15 protein-coding genes are annotated in these 20798 nt (G+C 40.5%); 10 read left to right on the top strand and 5 right to left on the bottom strand.

Annotated elements, in window-relative coordinates; genetic code table 11:
- A complete protein-coding gene (gene rnpA / locus ACIGBM_RS03285) occupies positions 1 to 372 on the bottom strand; it encodes a ribonuclease P protein component (protein WP_397476729.1) in 372 nt (123 codons plus the stop codon).
- A 179-nt stretch (positions 373 to 551) separates the two neighbouring features.
- The gene (rpmH, locus tag ACIGBM_RS03280) at positions 552 to 686 is read right to left on the bottom strand and encodes a 50S ribosomal protein L34 (RefSeq protein ID WP_007394757.1); all 135 of its coding nucleotides are present in this window, start codon (positions 684 to 686) and stop codon (positions 552 to 554) included.
- 590 nt (positions 687 to 1276) lie between these two features.
- On the opposite strand from rpmH, the gene dnaA reads away from it, so the two are divergent.
- The 5 genes from dnaA to ACIGBM_RS03255 all read left to right on the top strand — a co-directional run bounded on the left by dnaA (position 1277) and on the right by ACIGBM_RS03255 (position 9282).
- Positions 1277 to 2716, top strand: a complete 1440-nt coding sequence (gene dnaA / locus ACIGBM_RS03275) for a chromosomal replication initiator protein DnaA (protein WP_101204765.1) — start codon at positions 1277 to 1279, stop codon at positions 2714 to 2716.
- Between the two features lie 160 nt (positions 2717 to 2876).
- A complete protein-coding gene (dnaN, locus tag ACIGBM_RS03270) occupies positions 2877 to 4052 on the top strand; it encodes a DNA polymerase III subunit beta (RefSeq protein WP_379543437.1) in 1176 nt (391 codons plus the stop codon).
- Positions 4053 to 4190: 138 nt separating this feature from the next.
- Positions 4191 to 5402 carry a DNA replication/repair protein RecF gene (gene recF, locus ACIGBM_RS03265; RefSeq protein ID WP_379543438.1) on the top strand — a complete coding sequence of 404 codons (1212 nt, stop codon included), beginning with the start codon at positions 4191 to 4193 and terminating at the stop codon, positions 5400 to 5402.
- A 511-nt stretch (positions 5403 to 5913) separates the two neighbouring features.
- Entirely contained in the window at positions 5914 to 8529 is a 2616-nt protein-coding gene (gyrB, locus tag ACIGBM_RS03260) for a DNA topoisomerase (ATP-hydrolyzing) subunit B (protein WP_397476728.1), read from the top strand.
- Positions 8530 to 8655: 126 nt separating this feature from the next.
- The gene (locus ACIGBM_RS03255) at positions 8656 to 9282 is read left to right on the top strand and encodes a manganese efflux pump MntP family protein (protein WP_397476727.1); all 627 of its coding nucleotides are present in this window, start codon (positions 8656 to 8658) and stop codon (positions 9280 to 9282) included.
- A gap of 106 nt (positions 9283 to 9388) precedes the next feature.
- On the opposite strand, the gene rlmF is transcribed toward ACIGBM_RS03255, so the two are convergent.
- Entirely contained in the window at positions 9389 to 10426 is a 1038-nt protein-coding gene (rlmF, locus tag ACIGBM_RS03250; RefSeq protein WP_397476726.1) for a 23S rRNA (adenine(1618)-N(6))-methyltransferase RlmF, read from the bottom strand.
- Positions 10427 to 10513: 87 nt separating this feature from the next.
- Complete coding sequence (locus ACIGBM_RS03245) at positions 10514 to 11269, bottom strand: LysE family translocator (protein ID WP_397476725.1); 756 nt, start codon at positions 11267 to 11269, stop codon at positions 10514 to 10516.
- Positions 11270 to 11498: 229 nt separating this feature from the next.
- Between ACIGBM_RS03245 and ACIGBM_RS03240 the strand changes: the two genes are divergently transcribed.
- The 3 genes from ACIGBM_RS03240 to ACIGBM_RS03230 are packed head-to-tail and all read left to right on the top strand — an operon-like array spanning position 11499 to position 16257.
- Positions 11499 to 12299, top strand: coding sequence for a crotonase/enoyl-CoA hydratase family protein (locus tag ACIGBM_RS03240; RefSeq protein WP_397476724.1), 801 nt, complete (start codon positions 11499 to 11501; stop codon positions 12297 to 12299).
- Between the two features lie 35 nt (positions 12300 to 12334).
- Positions 12335 to 14479, top strand: a complete 2145-nt coding sequence (locus ACIGBM_RS03235) for an ATP-dependent nuclease (RefSeq protein ID WP_397476723.1) — start codon at positions 12335 to 12337, stop codon at positions 14477 to 14479.
- On the top strand, positions 14464 to 16257 hold the full coding sequence (locus ACIGBM_RS03230; RefSeq protein ID WP_397476722.1) for a UvrD-helicase domain-containing protein: 1794 nt from the start codon (positions 14464 to 14466) through the stop codon (positions 16255 to 16257). The genes ACIGBM_RS03235 and ACIGBM_RS03230 overlap by 16 nt, the downstream gene beginning before the upstream one ends.
- Before the next feature lie 352 nt (positions 16258 to 16609).
- Here the strand turns inward: ACIGBM_RS03230 and ACIGBM_RS03225 are convergent, their stop codons facing one another.
- Complete coding sequence (locus tag ACIGBM_RS03225; protein WP_397476721.1) at positions 16610 to 17215, bottom strand: hypothetical protein; 606 nt, start codon at positions 17213 to 17215, stop codon at positions 16610 to 16612.
- Positions 17216 to 17581: 366 nt separating this feature from the next.
- Here ACIGBM_RS03225 and ACIGBM_RS03220 point away from each other — a divergent pair, with 366 nt between their 5' ends.
- Entirely contained in the window at positions 17582 to 18739 is a 1158-nt protein-coding gene (locus ACIGBM_RS03220; protein WP_397476720.1) for a MalY/PatB family protein, read from the top strand.
- A 221-nt stretch (positions 18740 to 18960) separates the two neighbouring features.
- Complete coding sequence (gene guaA, locus ACIGBM_RS03215) at positions 18961 to 20571, top strand: glutamine-hydrolyzing GMP synthase (RefSeq protein WP_057757585.1); 1611 nt, start codon at positions 18961 to 18963, stop codon at positions 20569 to 20571.
- Positions 20572 to 20798 lie beyond the last annotated feature (227 nt).

Below are 20798 nucleotides of genomic sequence, written 5' to 3'. Positions count from 1 at the left end.
TTATTTTTTTTCTATTTTTTTTAAAATATTAATTATTTGATTTTTTAGTTCTTTATTATCTATATCTTTAATAGATTTTTTGACAATAAAAACAATATCTTTATTTTCCATTTTAAAAGCTTTGGTACGGAACTCTTCACGCAGATATCTTTTGATTAGATTACGAGCGACAGCAGTAGGTACTTTACGCTTAGTAATAGCCATACCGACTCGCGGCTGTGCATGCTCGTTGGCGCGTACAAAAGCCATTAAATGACTCTGATGAATCTTGCGCTCAGGTGCGTCAAATACCTCACGAAAGGCTGCAGGGGTAAGCAGGCGGTGCTGTTTAGTGAAACTAGCTGCAGGTGTATCTGATAGAGTATTGGACATAGTACAACCTAGTAGAATAACGATAGAAGAAATAATAACAAATTATAGAGACAAAAAAAGCGCCTATGTGGGCGCTTTTAATATATGGCTAAGTGTCAGTTGTGATGATTGACTATCGCAATCTATAAACAATAAGAACACAACAAGCACTGTTAGCCATGCTTATCGCAATCTACTGATTATACAGTAAGGCGATGACGTCCTTTAGCGCGGCGACGAGCTAAGACCTGACGGCCTTTTTTAGTTGCCATACGAGCACGGAAACCGTGAGTACGTTTACGCTTGATCACGCTTGGTTGGAATGTACGTTTCATAACTCACCTATCAAAATAATGGACTAAATTCGTAATAACGGAGGATTATACCATTCAGTATAGTTTTGGTCAATAAACTAATTTGCTTTGTCCCTAAATAGGAAATACCTCATACAAATCTAGTAAAGATATTTCCTTAAAACCTATTTCTAGTTAACCAAATTTTATGGTTATATATTCTATAATTTACAAAGTTATCCACAGGTTGGCTCAAACACTATAATAATAATTAATTAATATAAATATAGTATTGTTATTATTGGGACTATGATTATCTGTGGTTAAGTCTATTTTCCTTTTTATTATCAATTTACTAGGCTATGGGTAAGCCTGTGGATAAACTGTGGGTTAAATATGGATAACTAGCTTGTAAAAGTTATGCACAGAACTGTCCACAGTCTTATCCACAAAAAACAAGGTTTTATCCACAGGGTATCTGTGTTAAATTAGGCGCTACTTGATATACACCTTCGTATAGGATATCAGTACGAACTCTTTGGTTAGTTGTTACGTGTAATATCGAGGCTTAGGTAGCAATTTATATTGCTAAAAAATAACTATTATTTCAGATTACAAGGTCAGTACTTTTCATGATAGACACAGCAAATATTTGGGATAAATGTCTAAACGATTTGCGTTATAACGTCAAAGACAACGTGTTTACTATGTGGCTGAGACCTCTGTCAGCTCATCAAGAAGCACAAACTTTGATTATTCTTGCTCCCAATGATTATTTTGTGACGTATATCAAGAAGAATCATCTTCAAGATATTCAGCAGTTGGTGACCAAACACAGTCAAGGTAGTATTGAAGAGGTCGTTGTACGTGTTGATAATGCTGGCCGCAATGCAGAAGATAACAGTCAATCAGGTTCTTTGTTTGTAGAAGACGACGTCTCCCCTACCCCATCCGAACATAAATTTGAATCTATTCATCATAACAATGCAAAAGCAGATATCGACGCGAACATGCGTCATAATGAACCAGTTGAGTCTGCTGATACAAAGTCATTAAGCTATCTGAACCCCGAATTTACTTTTGAAACCTTTGTGACAGGTAAATCCAATAATCTGGCTTACAAGGCTTGTTATGAGCTTGGTAAGCGCCAATCAAAAAATCGTCACAATCCTTTATTTATATACGGCCCTTCTGGATTGGGAAAAACGCATTTAATGCATTCTGTAGCTCATCGTTATTTAAAAAATAATCAAAGTTTTTATTATTTCACTTCTGAGAAATTTATAAATCAATTAGTTTATTCATTAAGAAATAATAAAATAGAAGATTTCAAAAAGAAAATAAAAAAAGTAGATTTATTGATTGTAGATGATATTCATGTATTGGCAGGAAAGACTAAAAGTAGTAATGAGTTTCTAACATTATTTGCAGATTTTACTAGTGGAGATAAACAACTTATTTTAGCCTCTGATCGACATCCCTCTCAAATGACAGAATTTGATGAACGATTTAGATCGCGGTTTTCTTGGGGTTTGACAGTCGCCGTTGATCCTCCTGAAATTGATACTCGAGTGCAAATTCTGCAGAAAAAAGCAGCCTCCTACGGTATGGTATTGCCAAAGGAATGTGCACTATTCATTGCACAAAATGTGGTGTCTAATGTCAGACGTTTAGAAGGTGCCTTAAATCAAGTGTTTGCCAATGCTAACTTAACAGGGGCACAGATTACTCTTGAGATGGTGCAATACGCACTAAAAGACATCGTTGCGATGCGTGTGCAGGCAGTAAATATGGATAACATTCGTAAGATAGTTGCTGAATACTATGATGTCACGGTCAAAGATATCATGGGACGTAAACGTACGCGTAGTATTGCAAGACCACGTCAAATAGCGATGGCTTTATCGCGTGAATTAACAGGCGATAGCTTCCCTGAAATTGGTCAGTCGTTCGGTGGACGTGACCATACGACGGTGATGCACGCTTGCGATAAAGTAAATGAGTTAAGAGCAGCCGATCCTGCATTTGATAAGGATTATAAAACCCTAGCTCTAATGTTACAGGCAGGATAAAAGCGCCAGATATCATTGTGTTTTAGTAGATACAGATGGTTTATAATATCGAAAATACAAGTGCACAGATGCTCTGTAGATTATCGTCAGCAGACAAGGTATTATTGAGTCATTACGACAAATTTTTATAAAAGAATCATTCAAATAAGAGTAACTAAGCATGCAATTATCGATCAATCGAGAATCGTTACTAAAAGCTATCAACTTGATCGCCAAAGCCGCTGATAAACGCCACAATATGGTTATATTGGGTAATATCAAGCTACAGCTATCAGATTCTGAGCTTATCTTAACAGCGTCAGATTTAGAGGTAGAGCTGACATCGATATTGAAATTGCCTGCGGGTGCTTGTGTAGAAGCAGGTACAACGACGCTTCCTGCAACCAAGCTAAAAGATATTTGTAAATCGCTACCTGCACAGGCGCAAGTTAATCTAGCAACTCAAGCAAATGAGCGTTGCTTGTTAACTAGTGGTAAAAGCCGTTTTACATTAGGAACATTGCCAAGCGAAGACTATCCGAGCTTGGGTAACCCTGAAAATATCACCCCTCTGACTATTAGCCGTAATCGTCTGACAGATTTGATTCACAAAACGCAGTTTGCGATGGCAATTCAAGATGTACGCTATTACTTAACAGGTATGTTGTTTGACGTTTCACAGCAGCAACTGACAACGGTAGCAACAGATGGCCATAGATTGGCATTAGCCCGTAGTGTTATCAATGTAAGTGCAGATCTCAATATGCAAGCTATCTTGCCACGTAAGGCAGTGATTGAGCTTGAGCGTTTAGCTTCTGAGCTTGGTAAAATGTTGGGTGATCAGGATAACGTAGTTACTCTGAGCTTCGGTCGAGAGTTTCTACAAGTAAGCTTACCATTTGGTGATGTCGATAGTGCAGGGCAAGTTAGCCAAGATCTAATGGTGACATTTACCGCGCGTTTGATTGATGGTAAGTTCCCTGATTATCGCCGTGTGATGCCGAGCAATACTGACAAGCTGGCTTTATTCAGTCAAGAAAAAATGACAGACGTACTACGTCGTGTTGCCATCTTGAGTAATGAAAAATCTCGTGGTGTGGTCTTTAATTTTGCTAGCGATGGTATGGTCGAAGTACGTGCCAACAATGCTGAGCAGGATGAAGCAGTAGAGATGATACAAGCTAAGTATCAAGGTGAGCCGATGGAGCTGTCGTTTAACGCTGCTTATCTGCAAGATGTATTAGGTGTCATCCAAGGCGATTTACAAATGCATATGAGCCAATCGAATGCCTCTGTATTGGTCAATCAACTAAATGATGAGTTCCATCAGTATGTCATTATGCCAATGCGTATATAGTGAGTTTTTCTTTGGAAATAAATAAAATCGAATAGAAATAGTACGTTTCAAAGAGTTTGGTTTCCAATACTGAATATTTATTTTTAATAAACTTTTGCCTGATTAAATAGCAGGCTTTAATGGGCGGCTATCGATACTATGATTGAACGTCTACAAATATCCCATCTTAGAAACCTTACTCAAATTAGCTTAGAGCCTGCTGCTTGCAACGTTATTATCGGTGCAAATGGCAGCGGTAAAACCTCGTTGCTAGAAGCTATATTCTTATTATCAAGAGGTAAGAGCTTTCGCCATCACCAGCCTAAACGTTATATCCAGCATCATCAAAATAACACGACTGTTCATGCTAAGCTCAATGATAGTCGTACTTTAGCGATTCAAAAGCAAGCCGATGCTACGACTATCCTACGTCTCAATCAAACCACTGTTTACAACCAAAGTATCTTAACAGAGCAGTTACCCACGTTACTGATAGATCCATCGACAATGGATATGTTGGAGCAGGGAAGTGCGAGCCGTCGACAGCTGCTAGATTGGTTAGTGTTTCACATGAAACAAGGGTTCCATCCACAATGGATGGCTTATCAACGTCTCCTAAAACAGCGCAATAGTTTACTAAAAATTACTCGTCATTTAACCCAAGTACAGCTTGCTGAGCTGAAATCATGGGATAAAGGACTGAGCAATCATGCTGCTTTGATTCATCATTATCGCGAGCAAGTATTTACTGAATGGCAGCCTTATTTTGCCAAGAGCATCATACAGCTATTGCCATCTTATGCTGAGCAACTGAGCCTAAGCTATAACGCTGGTTACGACACCAGTGTCGCACTAGATGTGCAGCTTAATGAGCGGTTAGAGCAGGATTTGCAATTGGGATATACCCGTATAGGCAATCATCGTGCTGATATTCATGTACATTGGCGTTCTGATGAGTCTATAAGCGACCAAACGACAGATCACAGAACAGCAGCTTCAGCACATAGTATTCAAACCAAATTACCGACTTTGAAAGAGCAGGCAGCAAATGTATTGTCTCGCGGTGAAAAGAAACTGCTCATTACGGCACTGCGCCTATCGCAACTGCCACTGTTGCTAAACGATGAAGAGCGCAGTAGCTCACTCAATGATGATTTATCATCGAGAGCGACACCTATTGTGCTCTTAGATGATATCACTGCAGAACTAGATGATAGAGCTATAGAAATACTACTATCGACCCTTGCTAAACTCCCTTGCCAAGTATTCATGACCAGTCTGACAGATGATATTTTACCTTTAGTTAATGAACTTTGGCCACAACCAAATGTGTTTCACGTGAAACAAGGTGAGATTCTGCTTACTAACTAATATTTCATTCTTCTGCTTATACTTTTGACCATAACCTATCTACTTTCACCTCTCATTACTCAGTACACTAGCCACTACTATTTGTCCTAACAATTACTATGTTAAAACAACCTTCCTCAGACCGTAAAACTCTCAGTAAACAGTGACTTAGAAGCAAAAAAATGTTAAAATAACCCTTTATTTTTGTCCTGTGCTCAGCAATTTATTTGATAGCATCATAGAAAAAATTTCTATTTTTAAATTATCTATAAGTATTTGATAATTATGTATTTTATTTATTTCAATAGTTTTAACAATGGTTAGAAAAACAAAGACTATTACTAATAAGTAATTTACTAATTTTATCTCTGTGCGGCCTTTTTTGAGGCTAACGGTGGTTAGTGGTTTAGCTGCTCATATGCACTCTAGATTATGAATAATAGACGTTAATTCTAAGATGCCATTATGTAGCGGACTTTTTATAAGTGCGCTAATCGTAAATGGCTGATTATGGCTAGATTAAGGAATGTACATGAGTGATTCATTACCTATTGACCACGAGCAATTGATAGACGACAGTGCTACTGAAGCCGCCGTGCCTACTGTAGTTTCAGAAGTGTTACCTTCTGATTATAGTTCTAAAGATATTCGCGTATTGCGTGGGTTAGAGGCCGTACGTGTGCGTCCTGGTATGTATATTGGTGATACCGATGATGGCACAGGCTTGCATCATATGGTCTTTGAGGTAGTGGATAACTCTATCGATGAGGCGCTTGCTGGTCACTGTGATCAGATTGATATCGTTATTCACGAAGATGAGTCTGTCAGTGTGATGGATAATGGTCGCGGTGTGCCTGTTGATATTCATCCAGAAGAAGGTGTATCAGCAGCTCAGGTCATTATGACGGTATTGCATGCAGGCGGTAAGTTCGATGACAATAGCTATAAAGTGTCAGGTGGCTTGCACGGTGTGGGGGTATCAGTAGTTAACGCTCTGTCTCAAAAGCTTGAGATGAATATCTGGCGTGAAGGCTATCACTACCATCAGACTTATACTGATGGTGTACCTGATAGCGATATCCAACAGATGGAAGCAACTGATCAGACGGGCACACAAATCCGTTTTTATCCTAGCAGTGATGTGTTTACCGGTACGATCTTTGAGTACGATATCTTGGCAAAACGCTTACGTGAGCTGTCATTTTTGAACTCTGGTGTGCGTATTGTTTTGACTGATGAGCGTATTGATAAGCGTCATGAGTTTGAGCATAAAGGTGGCTTGCTAGAGTTTGTTAGCTATATCAATGCTGGTAAAGACGGTATCAACGATGTATTCCATTTCACCAGTCAACAAGATGACGGTATCAGCGTAGAAGTCGCGCTACAGTGGACAGATACATATAACGAAAAAGTACTGTGCTTCACCAACAATATCCCGCAAAAAGATGGTGGTACTCACTTATCTGGTTTCCGTTCAGCATTGACGCGTTGCTTGAACAGTTATATGGATCGTGAAAACTTATTCAAAAAAGAGAAAGTAGCCGCAACGGGTGATGATGCTCGTGAAGGGTTGACGGCAATTGTCTCTGTAAAAGTACCAGATCCAAAATTCTCAAGTCAGACCAAAGATAAGCTAGTATCAAGCGAAGTGAAATCTGCTGTTGAATCAGCCATGCATGATAAATTTAATGACTATCTGTTAGAGAATCCAAGTGCTGGTAAAGCCATTGCTAATAAAATTATCGATGCAGCGCGAGCACGTGATGCGGCTCGTAAAGCGCGTGAAATGACACGTCGCAAGACCACTTTGGATATTGCGGGTCTGCCTGGTAAGTTAGCTGATTGCCAAGAAAAAGATCCAGTATTATCTGAACTATACATTGTGGAGGGTGACTCTGCAGGTGGGTCAGCTAAACAGGGTCGTAGTCGTAAAACGCAAGCAATTTTGCCACTAAAAGGTAAGATTCTAAACGTCGAGCGTGCTCGTTTTGACAAGATGCTATCATCTGCCGAAGTGGGTAACCTGATTACTGCATTAGGTTGTGGTATTGGTCCTGATGAGTATAATCCTGATAAAGTACGCTACCACAAAATCATCATCATGACCGACGCCGACGTTGATGGATCGCATATTCGTACGTTGCTATTGACGTTCTTCTTCCGTCAAACACCTGAATTGATCGAGCGTGGTTATGTATATATTGCTCAGCCACCGCTATACAAAGTAAAAAAAGGTCGTCAAGAGTTATATCTAAAAGATGATGAAGCGCTTAAAGCGTATCTATTGTCTTCAACAATTGATAATACTAAGCTGCATATCAGTGCTGATGCGCCTGCGATTACTGGTCAAGCGCTTGAGACACTGCTTAACGACTACAACCAAACGCAGTTGATCAAAGCACGTCTGCAGATTCGCTTCCCAGCGGTGATTTTGGACGCATTGACGCATACGCCAAAACTTAGCACTGATATGACTTATGATGAGTCTGCCATGCAGGAATGGAAAGCAGCAATGCAGACTAAGCTTGATCACTTCGGTAGCGATCTAAGCCCTGAGATTGAATTGGTTAATATCCATGCGCCGCAGCCAAAAAACATGGATGCAGCCGCAGCAGATTTATTGGGTATGACGCCAGTAGTAGGAACTGAAGAAGGCGAAGCATCTGATAGTGAGGCTTTATCTACCAAGGCACAGTGGCTACCACGCGTCACGGTATACGTGCATCAACTGGCACACCATTATCTGTTAGATGCTAGCTTCATCAACTCGGGTGAGTATGGCAAGTTGCTACGTTTATCAAGCGAGTGGAATACGTTGCTTGAGAGCGATGCTTTTATCCGCCGTGAAGCAAGTGCGGGAACAACGAAAGACATCCCAGTGCGTGACTTCGATTACCTATGGCAACAAATGATGCTGGATGCGCGTCGTGGTCTAGCTATCCAGCGTTATAAAGGTCTAGGTGAGATGAACGCCGACCAGCTGTGGGATACAACGATGGATCCTGAAAACCGTCGTATGCTACGCGTCACCATCGAAGATGCTATCGCCGCTGACCATATGTTTACTTGCTTGATGGGTGATCACGTTGAGCCGCGTCGTATCTTCATTGAAGAGAATGCGCTAACAGTATCGAACTTAGATATCTAAATTTAAAATTGGTTACTGACAATTTATAAAAATACCGCTTTGATATTCAAGGCGGTATTTTTGTTTCACGTGAAACTCATTTTTTAACGTTGCTATTATTTAATAATTATAATTTGTGGGAATCAAATGGTTGAAGTAATTTTACTCGCTATTGCTTTGGCGATGGATGCGTTTGCAGTGTCGATTGGGCTGGGTGCTAAGGCTCAAAAATACAGTCATCAATATGTACTGCGTTTGGCTATTTATGCTGCGCTTTACTTTGGTATTGCTCAAGGTGTCATGCCTCTTATCGGATACTTATTAGGTGCGGCAATGTTGGGTTGGTTGGCCGCTGCTGCACCTTGGATTGGTGGTACTATTTTGATTGCTCTAGGTGGGAAAATGCTTTACGAAGTGTTTACTGCTGATGAGTCAGATACTGACAGTGATGATCTGGACGTCAATGATGATGCTATTAATACTGGTAGTGACACAGTAACAGCCACGAGTAAGCATGGACATATCAATCATCGCACTATGTTTACATTAGCGGTTGCAACCAGTATTGATGCAATGGCGGCAGGGTTTACGCTGAATTTATTGGCACTGAACGCGTGGTTAGCCTGCCTTATTATCGCTGTAGTAACCGCTATATTTGGCTGGCTCGGGGTCTATTTGGGACGTCGCTCAGGCACATGGCTAGAGAATAAAGCTGAAGCATTGGGCGGTATCGTGCTTATTGCGATTGGTCTAAAAGTGATGTTTTTTAGCTAATTTATTTAGATTTTTACTGAGTATTTATACAAAAGCACCGCTTTGAATATCAAAGCGGTACTTTTTTGTTTCACGTGAAACTCGAATTTACAATTTTGCTTAGTGATTACTCTTCGTCAGTATCAAAACGCCAAGCTAGTACGCGAGTGCTTTTCTGACCTTGGCTCATTTCGATAATACGCATTTGAGCGACGTTTAGCTGCTTTAACAATAATTGCAATGGCTTAACGTTTTCAGATTTTGATACTAAAGTAGTAAACCAACCCACATGCTCAGCAAAGCTCTGACTTTCTTTTGCCATCTTAGTCAAGAACGCAATCTCGCCACCTTCACTCCATAGCTCTTTGTGCTGACCACCAAAGTTTAGGTTTTGCGCAGCGTTGCCTGATTTGGTTGAATTGCGGCTGATTTGCTCGCTTTCATTCTTACCACGATGGCGCTGCAAGTTATGTTGCTTTCGGCTATTGGCTTCCATCGCTTCTTCTAATGAAGCATGAAATGGAGGGTTGCAAACCACGACGTCAAAATAATCTTGACGACCAATGATGTTTTTAAAGATAAACTTAGGCTCAGGCTGTAGCTTGACCTTGACCGCACTTTTCAGCTTTGGATTGGCTTCACAAATCAGCGCTGCGGTGTTGACCGAAATAGGGTCAATGTCACTTGCCGTGAAGCGCCAGCCATAGCTCTGACTACCGACGATAGGATAGATAGCACTGGCACCAGTACCGATATCAAGCGCATGAATCTCTTTACCCGTTGGCGGTGTGTTATCGGCGTTTACGTGAGTGGTTTGCGCCAACAAGTCCGCGATATAGTGAATATAATCGGCACGTCCAGGAATAGGCGGACATAGATAACCTTCAGGAATGTCCCAAAACTTAACCCCGTAATAGTTCGCCAATAGTGCTTTATTCAGCACGCGAACAGCTTGATGATCCGAGAAGTTAATCGTCGACTCACCTTTAGGATTGGTAATGGTGTGGTCAGCAAGCTCGGGTAAGGCGCGAGTCAATACCGCAAAGTCATAACGACCTTGGTGCGGGTTGCGTGGGTGCAGCTGACCGAGTTTCTTTGCGGTCGCAGGAGATCTGTTTCTGTGTTTACTATTTGCAGGGTTACGGGTCATGGGCTTACTTGTCATAATGTCAGGCTACGATATATGGATATAAGTAGCCAGTGTAGCAGATTTCGCAGGTTGCTAATTGTTTATCCGCGCTTTATCGGTCGCTTATCGATGACGCAATATCAAGTTAAGCCCTAATACGATCATCGCAGTACCCAATACACGGTCGATCCAATGCTCAAACCTTTGGAAGCGTCGATGTACCGCAGGGATAGAAAGTAGCATGACGACCGTACTAAACCACGCCATCTGTAACACCATCATCCATACGCCATAAATAGCCAATTGCCAAAGCGGTATGTCAGGCGACAATACAAGAGTAAAAATGGCTACAAAATAGACAGGCGCTTTTGGATTAAAGACATTACAAAGGAAACCGCGACGCAACGTGGCAAAGGTGGATTCGCCATTACTAGGCGATTTTTCGATAGTGGTTTCTTTTGTTGCAGATGTGGTCTGGCTAGTAAGCGAATCTTGTGAAAAGTGAGCGCTTGAACCTACTTGCGGGTCTGCTTTTTCCAAAGCATGTGTTTTTTCTGAAAGATGAGCTGTGTCTAAATCTGCTGGTTTTTTAGGCTTTGCTTGGATGCCTTGCCAACCGAGATAAATCAGATAGCCACCGCCCAGCAATTTAATCGTAGTCAATAGTGGCTGCGAATGTGCGATGACCGTTGCCAGTCCTAGCACCGAATAGATTATGTGTACGGCAAGACCTAAGGTAATACCGAGACTACAAATCAAACCTGTGCGTCGGCCTTTTGCTAATGTCTGCTGCGAGACTAAGACAAAATCAGGGCCAGGTGAGGCCGCAGCCAATAGATGTACGCTAGTGATGAGTAAAAAACCGTGCCAAAATTCCATAAAATACTCTGAACCATATTTAGACCTGCAACATAGTTGCACTTATCGTAAATGAGGTCAACTTTTATCGATTTTTGCACTATGCGAGTCACCTCTATGGCTTGTGTTATAGAACGAGGGTGTCTATATTAAAGGTGACTTATCGCTCAATCTCTATAGATAAATTATCGAGATTTGACTATATAACCACTCATTATATGCCAATGATTACTTTAACAAGGATAGAACCATGACTACGGATAGTAACGCCACAGAAAACCGCATCACTTATAACACGCAAGGCCATGTTTGCCTTGTCGGGCTAAATCGCGCCAATAAACGCAATGCCTTTGACAGTCATATGATTGCCCAACTGTCTGACGCCATGACTCGCTACGAGGCGGACGATAACTTACGCTGTGCGCTGATATTTGCGCATGGAGATCACTTTACCGCTGGGCTAGATTTGGTAGAGCTACAAGACAAGCTAAACGATGGCGTGTTTGAGTTTAGTGATGATCAAATCGACCCATGGGGTATCAGTGGAAAACTGCGTACCAAACCAGTGGTCGTCGCGGTAAAAGGTACTTGCTTCACCGTGGCTATCGAGCTGATGCTCAACAGTGATGTGGTTATCGCTAGTGATAACTGCAACTTTGCACAAATGGAAGTACAGCGCGGCATCATGCCATTTGGCGGGGCGACGGTACGTTTTGTAGCCGCTGCTGGCTGGCAAAAAGCCATGCCCTATCTGCTGACAGGTAAAGCATTCGATGCGCAAACGGCTGATAGGCTGAATTTGGTCAGTGAAGTGGTAGCAAACGGCACTGAATATGAGCGTGCATTAACGCTTGCCCAAGAGATCTGCAAAGCCGCGCCTTTGGGTGTGAGAGGAGCATTGTCATCAGCACAAGATGCCAGCCGTAATGGTGCAGCGACTGCATTGGCCAATATCCATAGCTATCTGCCGCCACTGTTTCATTCAGAAGATGCCAAAGAAGGTGTAATGGCGATGGTTGAGAGACGTGAGGCTGAGTTTAAGGGGAAATAACTCTCTTTTACACATAATCTAAAGGCTAACATTAAATGTATATATCAAAAATAAAAATAGAAAATTTTAGGAACTTTAGAAGTAATGAAATTGAGTTTAATGATGGTATTAATGTCATTATAGGTCATAATAATGCTGGTAAATCCAATCTAATCAACGCTTTAGGGTTGGTTTTAAATCCAAATTCTAAAAAGCGTTTAAGTATTCATGATTTCAACATGCATGCTTCTTTAGATGAGCTAAGACAGCTCTCTCCAAAAATATCTATTACGGTAACGATCTCTAAGGGTAATACTTCTAACAATGATGATTTAGTTACGGTCAGCGAATGGTTAACTTCACTTACTGAAGATTATGAGGCGAAGCTTACCTATGAATTCTTTCTGCCTGAGAGATATGAAAATGCATATTTTGACAGAATGAATGACATATTAGGTTCATATCGTTCTGGCTTCTGCGCTCCATATACTATGAAATATATTCTGTTGAGTAGACCCCTCGTAGGCCCTATAAGTAGAATGAAAAATGAGGCGTTTAAGACTATTAGTAATGAATTCCTTCGGTTTTACACATATAAAATTTGGGGTGGTGAAGTAGCTAATCAAAATCAAGCTGATGGAGAGTTATTGCAAAAGTTTGATTTTCAGTTTCTTGATGCTATTAGGGACGTAGAAAGAGACCTTACCTCAGGGCGTAATATCATGTTGAAAAATGTCCTAAGTTTTTTCATAGACTATGATATTAAAATCTCACAGGATACAGACGAACAGAAGGATATTGATTTAAAAAATAATAGAGAAAGTTTTTATAATCAAGCTTCAGAGCTTATTAAAGTATTAGATACGCGAATAGATAGCGGTAAAAATAAAATTTTAGCTTATGCCAATGATACAGGTGCTTCTTTAAAATCTACCCCTAATTTTGAGGGTGAAACATCAGATATTGAAATGTTAGGTTTTTTGAGGTTAATTATTGAGGAAAAGACAGGGTTTAAGATTCCTGCTTCTCATAATGGTTTAGGATATAACAACCTCATTTATATCTCTATTTTATTGGCACAAATGCAAGCAGATTCCGATGAAAGATACTTAGGAAGTAACTCTAAAATATTCCCTATGCTAGTCATTGAGGAACCTGAAGCGCATTTACATCCATCAATGCAAGATAAATTTCTAAAGTTTCTGAAAACTAACATTAGCAATGATACTGTTAGACAAATCTTTATTACTTCACATTCGACCCATATAACATCAGCGACAGAGTTAGACGAGATAATATGTTTACATCATGATATTGATGAAAGCACTAGGGTTGGATACTTGGGTAAAATCTTCAATGATTCTGTTGAAGATAAAAAATCTAAGAAATATATACAACGTTTTTTAGATGCAACTAAGTCAAACATGCTATTTGCTGAAAAAATTATATTGGTAGAAGGGATAGCAGAACAGCTACTTATCAGTGTACTAGCAAAGTATTTAGGTCTATCTTTGGAAGATAATCATATTGTTGTCGTTAATATAGGAGGTAGATATTTCGATCATTTTTTGAAAATTTTTGATACTCATCTAAATAGTTCGGCAATACTAAAAAAAGTGGTCTGTCTGACCGATAGAGATCCAGAAAGAAAGAATAATAATGGCAAATTTCATAAATGTTATCCGTTTGAATATGGAGTACCTAGTGATAATGTTGAATATAAAAATCATTCGCAAGACCCAATAGATAAATATAAAAACCATAAAAATATAAGATTTTTTAGTCAAGAAGTTTGCAAAGGAAAGACACTTGAATATGATTTTGCTTTATACAATCCGAAATGTAAGTTATTACTGACTGAAAGCATGTCTAATAAATCTGAAATCCAGAAAATGATGGACTTAAACGAGAGCAGTACTTTGAGTGATTGTTTAGCTTTATTAGGTAATAGAAGTGACCCTAATAAAGAGCTTAGTACAGAAAATCAAAGAATTAAGGAAGCGATTGAAGCACTAGGTGATACTTGGAGTGAAGAAGATAAAATAAAAGCCGTTATAGCCTCAAGATATTTAAATTCAATTGGGAAAGGAGAGAATGCGCTAGAGCTAGCATATGCTCTTGAGGAAAATCTAACTAACAATACCGAAGATTTTGTTGTCCCTAAGTATATTGAGGAGGCTCTAAAATGGATATGCAAGTAGAGCCTACAGGAATTGACTCGGGTGATAAGCTTAGTGATATCGAACATCATTTTAGAGTGTTAGCTGGACCCGGTGCAGGTAAAACTCATTGGCTCGTTAATCATATTAAAGAAGTTTTACACACATCTGAGCGATTAGATAAAAGTAGAAAAGTCGCTTGTATTACTTATACCAATACAGCAGTAGAAATAATTAGAGAGAGGCTAGGTTCATCGTCTAATCAAGTAGAGGTTTCAACAATCCATAGTTTTCTATATAGACATGTTATAAAGCCGTATATATATTTTATCGCAGATGACTATGGGTTTGATACTTCTAGGTTGGATGGTCATGATAATGTACCGATAAGCCGAAGGACGATTGGAGATTGGCTAAACCAACATACTAATCAATCCTTTCTAAAGCATCCCTACACTTTAAAGCAGTTAAAGACTCCGGAAAATTTAACTAGACTAGCTAGCTGGCTTTCTTCTATCTATTATAAATTTGATGTTAATGAAAACTTAGTTATAACAGCGGATAGAACAAAGTCTCGTATAGAGGGAAGACCTTTGTCAAAAAAATGTCTTGAACTTTTAGAAGTAGATTTAGAGGCGTTCAAAATACTGCATTGGAGCAGAGGTTTCTTGCATCATGATGATGTATTATTTTTTAGTTTTCAAATAATCGAAAAACATCCTTTTGTCTTAGATGTTTTAAGAGCTAAGTTCCCCTATTTTTTTGTAGACGAGTTTCAAGATAGTAACCCTATTCAAGTTGAATTATTGCGTCAGATTGGGGCGCAAGACACTATTGTAGGGATTATTGGTGATATTGCGCAGTCTATATTTCAGTTTCAAGGCGCACTCCCAAAACAGTTTGGTGATTTTCGGCTAGAAGGCATACGAGATTATAAAATAGATAATAATAGACGTAGTACGAAAGAGATTATTAACTTATTAAACCATATAAGGCCTAACTTTAAACAACAGGGTAAAGACGATTTTAATGGAAGCACGCCTGTCCTTTACATTGGAGATAGATTAGATGTTTTACAAAAAATAAAAAATGAACAGTCAGGAGAGGAGGTCATAACTCTTTCTTGGAGAAATATAACAGCTAATGCCTTGAAGAAAGATGTGGAAGGAATAGATTTAGATGATAAACTTTTTGATGAATTAAAAGGGTTTGATAATGTTAAGCGTTATAGACTAGTTATCGCATGTGTGAAAGCAGTGGAACTATGCCGCGAAAATAAAATTAAAGAAGCTTTGAACGAGCTTAAGAAGTATTTCTCTAGAAGTGATCAGAGTAAACGGTATGCACTTGACTTACTTTTTCTGCTTAATAGTAGATATAGTGAATACTGTGACGAACCACTAATAAATTTTTATAATATATTACGAATAGATTCTAATATCGATAAATTACCAAAAATATCTGGTGGAAAACCTAAGATTTTCTATGACAACACTCATTATAAGAGCTTAGCTTTGTGTGTAAATATTGTTGAAGATACCAGTAATAATATAACTATACACAAATCAAAAGGTGCTGAGTTTGAGAATGTATTACTTGTCCTAGACGATGAGAAAAAACTTAATTTTATAACTGCTCCTGATCTAGATGGATCAGAAGAACATAGACTAAAATATGTTGCTGTAAGTAGGGCTATACAGAATTTATTTATTACAGTACCAGAGTTGAGTTCGGCAAAGACTGAACTAATTGAAAACTTAGGATTAATGGATATTATCAGGCTTGATGATTCGTTAACTCATTCTACAGCTCTTAATTAATTTTCGATATATCTATAGATTTTGTCTTGAGATGCGGTTTAGCCCTGACAGTAGCGGCTATCCTGCTTGAATAGGCGTGTTGCGAAGGCTAGGTTTTGGGGCAGTCTCGTGACCAAACAGGAATACCCCAAACCATGGCCGCGCCACGCCTAGGTAAGCAGATAATAGCGGATGGCAGGATTAGCTCCAATTTTATAGTAGCTCTAATAACCACGAAATCTAAAGCAGCACTTCAAAACACCATCAAGCGAACCAAACATACCACCCAAAAAAAACCTCGCAATCGCAAGGTTTTTTGTTTTATCTAGTATGACTGACTACAATAGCGTCAGTGTTAACCACTCAACTATAATTATTTAGCTTTTTGGTAGTAATCAACCATCATAGTACCCAAAGTGCCGTTGTCATCGATCGTGACGATTCTGACCGTACCTGATTGTGCTGCGGTACTCGATTGCACTTGTCCAGCGTTACCTAGGACGACTTGGTTGTCTTTGGATGCTTTCGCCTCGTTACCGATAGCGATACTGTTCATGCCGCCCGCCATAGATTTATTACCGACCGCGACGGAAGTTGCGCCTTGTGCCATAGCCGCTTCACCAACAGCGGTAGAGCGCATACCGCTTGCATTGGCTAGATGACCAAAAGCTTGTGCACGTTCAGCGGTGGCTTTTGACTGCCAGCCGATAGAGGTTGAGCCTAGACCAGCAGCGTTAGCTTGACCGCCAACAGCAGTAGCTGAGTTTAGACCTGCATTGGCCTGACTACCGATGGCAACGGTATCATTGGTGCCGCTAGTTGTGGCAGCGTTGCCAAGAGTGATAGCGGTGCTGCTAGTTGCGTTTGCAGTCTGATGGTCAGTTCCTGTTGCCATAGCAGTGCAAGAAGCGGTTGCGGCAATGGCAAAGGTGAAGGCACTAATCTTTAGTACTGATTTCGGTAAAAAGTCCATTTTCATTCTTCATTCCTTTTTGTTAGCCTTGATGGCTTATTAGATAGTTTGGGTAGATGTTGATAGATTATAATCATGGCAACATCAGCGCACTCTGGCACAAATAACTTTATGATAGGTAGAGTCCGAAACCTTAATGTAGCATTATTTTTTAACCATTATTGAAATAATGTTTACTTTATATCTTTGAAGGTTATTTAAGCCGATAAATGGATAATTAAGGTCTAAAAGCACTTTAATTATGTGTAAAAAATCGAACACGCCTTAATCTACTACAGCAGATAGCGTAGCGTATATTTATAATATAGTGCACATATTGCGCTGTATTTTTGACGTTTCAAACCATTATTATTCCAAATAAGAAGAGTACCAATGCAATATAACTTTGATGAGATAGTCGATAGACGTAATACAGGGTCACTCAAATGGCACTATACCGATGACACGATTCCGTTATGGGTTGCGGATATGGATTTTAAGGCTGCGCAGCCTATCTTAAACGCAATTGAGCAAACAGTGCAGCATGGCATATTGGGCTATACCAAACCTACTGACGCTTTGTACGATTCGATTATTAACTGGCATGGCAGTCGTTATAACTTGCAGTTAGAGAAGCAAAATATCTTGTTTTCCCCGGGTGTTGTGCCAAGCCTAGCGCTGATGATGAATGTTTTTACCAAGGTAGGCGAGGCCGTAATGGTCAACGATCCTATCTATACGCCTTTTACGACTAAGGTTGAGCAAAATGGTCGCAAGCTTGTACTCTCTGCATTAAAAGAAGACGAAGGTAAGTATCGTTTAGACTTGGCTGATATCGAAGCCAAAATCATCGAGCATGAGGTTAAGCTTTATCTACTCTGTAATCCGCATAATCCTGGCGGGCGTGTATGGACGAAGGACGAGCTGGAAGCGCTACTTGCGATTTGCAAAAAGCACAATGTGGCGATTGTTAGTGACGAGATTCATCAAGATTTGACCTTAACGGACCACACATTTATACCATTTCTAACACTAGCAAAAGGCTACGAGCATAACGTGGTTAGCCTGACATCAATGACCAAAACCTTTAACATCGCAGGCATCAAAGGCTCTATGATATTTGCAACAGATAAGGAATTAGTCAAAAAAATTAGCCAGCAGCAAAACCTAAATGACGAGTATGAGCTGAATTTATTTGCTTATACGGCTATGCGTGTGGCTTATGAGCAAGGCGGTGAGTGGCTAGAGCAGGCGCTTAGTTATATCGAAGCCAATATTGAACTAACCGTGCAATTTTTAGAAGCGCATTTGCCGAAGATTAAGGTCATGCGCCCAGAAGCCTCGTATTTAATTTGGGTAGATTGCTCAGCGTATGCTCAAGAGGATCAAGTGCTTTATGACACCCTTCGCGCTGCCAAGGTTGAGTTGAGTGCGGGATTCAAATATGGTGAAGAAGGGCATCTTAAAATGCGTATTAATGTCGCATGTCCTAGAGCATTGCTATTAGAAGGGTTGAATCGTATGCACTCAGCGTTAGGTGATATTACGTAGTAAACCTAGTAAATGGCTGATGAATAGAGAAGAAGATAGTTTGCTCGTAATTGGGTTTGCTATCTACTCTTTGCTTATTTTTGTCATTACTTAGAGAGTAATTATTCAAATTGAGGGTATGCGCGAATAATAATCGTGAATAATTAATCATCTAATAGCCAATAGAGGGCGTAAACTTGTTAAAATAGGGCACCAATTTATCTATTGATGGATATCGATTTATGACCACTGCTGCTGCCACTCCTGCAATCAAAGAAGATCGCATCTTAATCCTCGATTTTGGCTCGCAATATAGCCAGTTAATCGCCCGCCGTGTGCGCGATTCTGGGGTGTTTTGTGAGATGTTCCCTTATGATATCGACACTCAGCGCATCATCGATTTTGGCGCAAAAGGCGTCATCTTGTCAGGTGGCCCTGAGAGCGTCCACGCAGAAAACAGCCCACGTATCAACGATGCGGTATTTGATCTAGGTGTGCCAGTACTAGGTATCTGCTACGGTATGCAAGCAATGGCAGATCGTTTCGGCGGGCAAGTTCATGCCAGTGATATTCATGAGTTTGGTGCAGCGACCATCGAAGTAAATGGTCACTCGCAGCTGACTGACGGTATCGAAGACAGTAAGACTGACGGCGCTGCTGCCAAACTAAACGTTTGGATGAGTCATGGTGACAAGGTCATCGAAGTACCTGAAGGCTTTGACATCATCGCTAGCACACCAAGCTGTCCAATCGCGATTATGGCCAATGATGATAAGCAATACTACGGCCTACAGTTCCATCCAGAAGTGACGCATACGTTACAAGGTCAAGCGCTGCTTGGTCGTTTCGTGCATCAAATCTGTGAATGTGCAGGTGAGTGGACGCCAGACAATATCGCTGATATGCGTATCGCACAGCTAAAAGAGCAAATCGGTGACAAGCAAGTATTGCTAGGTCTATCGGGCGGTGTTGATAGTTCAGTCGTTGCCGCGCTATTGCACAAAGCAATCGGCGATCAGCTGACTTGTGTGTTCGTTGATAACGGCCTATTGCGTCTGCATGAAGGTGACCAAGTCATGCAAATCTTTGCAGAAAACATGGGCGTAAAAGTCATCCGTGTTGATGCTGAAGATTTGTTCTTAGATGCGCTAGCAGGTGAGTCTGATCCAGAGAAGAAACGTAAAATCATCGGTAAGACGTTCATCGACGTATTCGCTGATAGCGCCCGTCAAGTGAGCGAGCAGAGCGATGGTAAAGTCGTTGAGTTTTTGGCACAGGGTACGATTTACCCAGACGTGATCGAATCTGCTAAGTCGCATCAAGGCAAAGCGCATGTGATTAAGAGCCACCATAACGTAGGCGGTTTGCCAGATGACTTGGCATTTAAACTGATTGAGCCGTTACGTGATTTGTTCAAAGATGAAGTGCGTAAGCTTGGTATTACCTTGGGTTTACCAGCCAAAATGATCTATCGTCATCCGTTCCCAGGTCCAGGTTTGGGCGTGCGTATCCTTGGTGAAGTTAAAAAAGAATACGCTGATATCTTGCGTTTGGCCGATGCGATCTTTATGCAAGAGCTTGAGCGTTCAGGCTGGTATGACAAGACTGCACAAGCATTTGCCGTATTCCAACCAATCAAATCTGTCGGCGTGGTCGGCGATGGCCGCCGCTATGCATGGGTAATCGCGCTACGTGCGGTTGAAACTGTAGACTTTATGACGGCTCGCTTTGCGCATCTGCCATATGATTTGATCGAGACCGTATCGAACCGCATTATGAATGAAATCGCTGAAGTATCACGCGTGACTTACGATGTTTCGAGCAAGCCACCTGCAACGATTGAGTGGGAATAACATCAAACTAAAAATCTGATTAGCGTCGTCAAACTCGTTCAGCCTACTTGATGTAGTGCTATCACTCGTTTTCCTCGCTACTCAAATTTTTTGAATTGATGAACAGCTTGTCATAAATAAAAAAGCACTCAACTTGGTTGGGTGTTTTTTTTGCCTAGAAATATCTGGAGCTAATCTCGCTTTCCGCTACTATCTTGTCTGTCCACTAGAGCCGCGACTAAAGCCCG

The organism is Psychrobacter sp. NPDC077938 (genome assembly GCF_044542635.1).
Taxonomy (GTDB): Bacteria; Pseudomonadota; Gammaproteobacteria; order Pseudomonadales; family Moraxellaceae; genus Psychrobacter.
The sequence above is the reverse complement of the archived record's forward strand: the minus strand, read 5'-3'. Positions and strand labels throughout refer to the sequence as shown.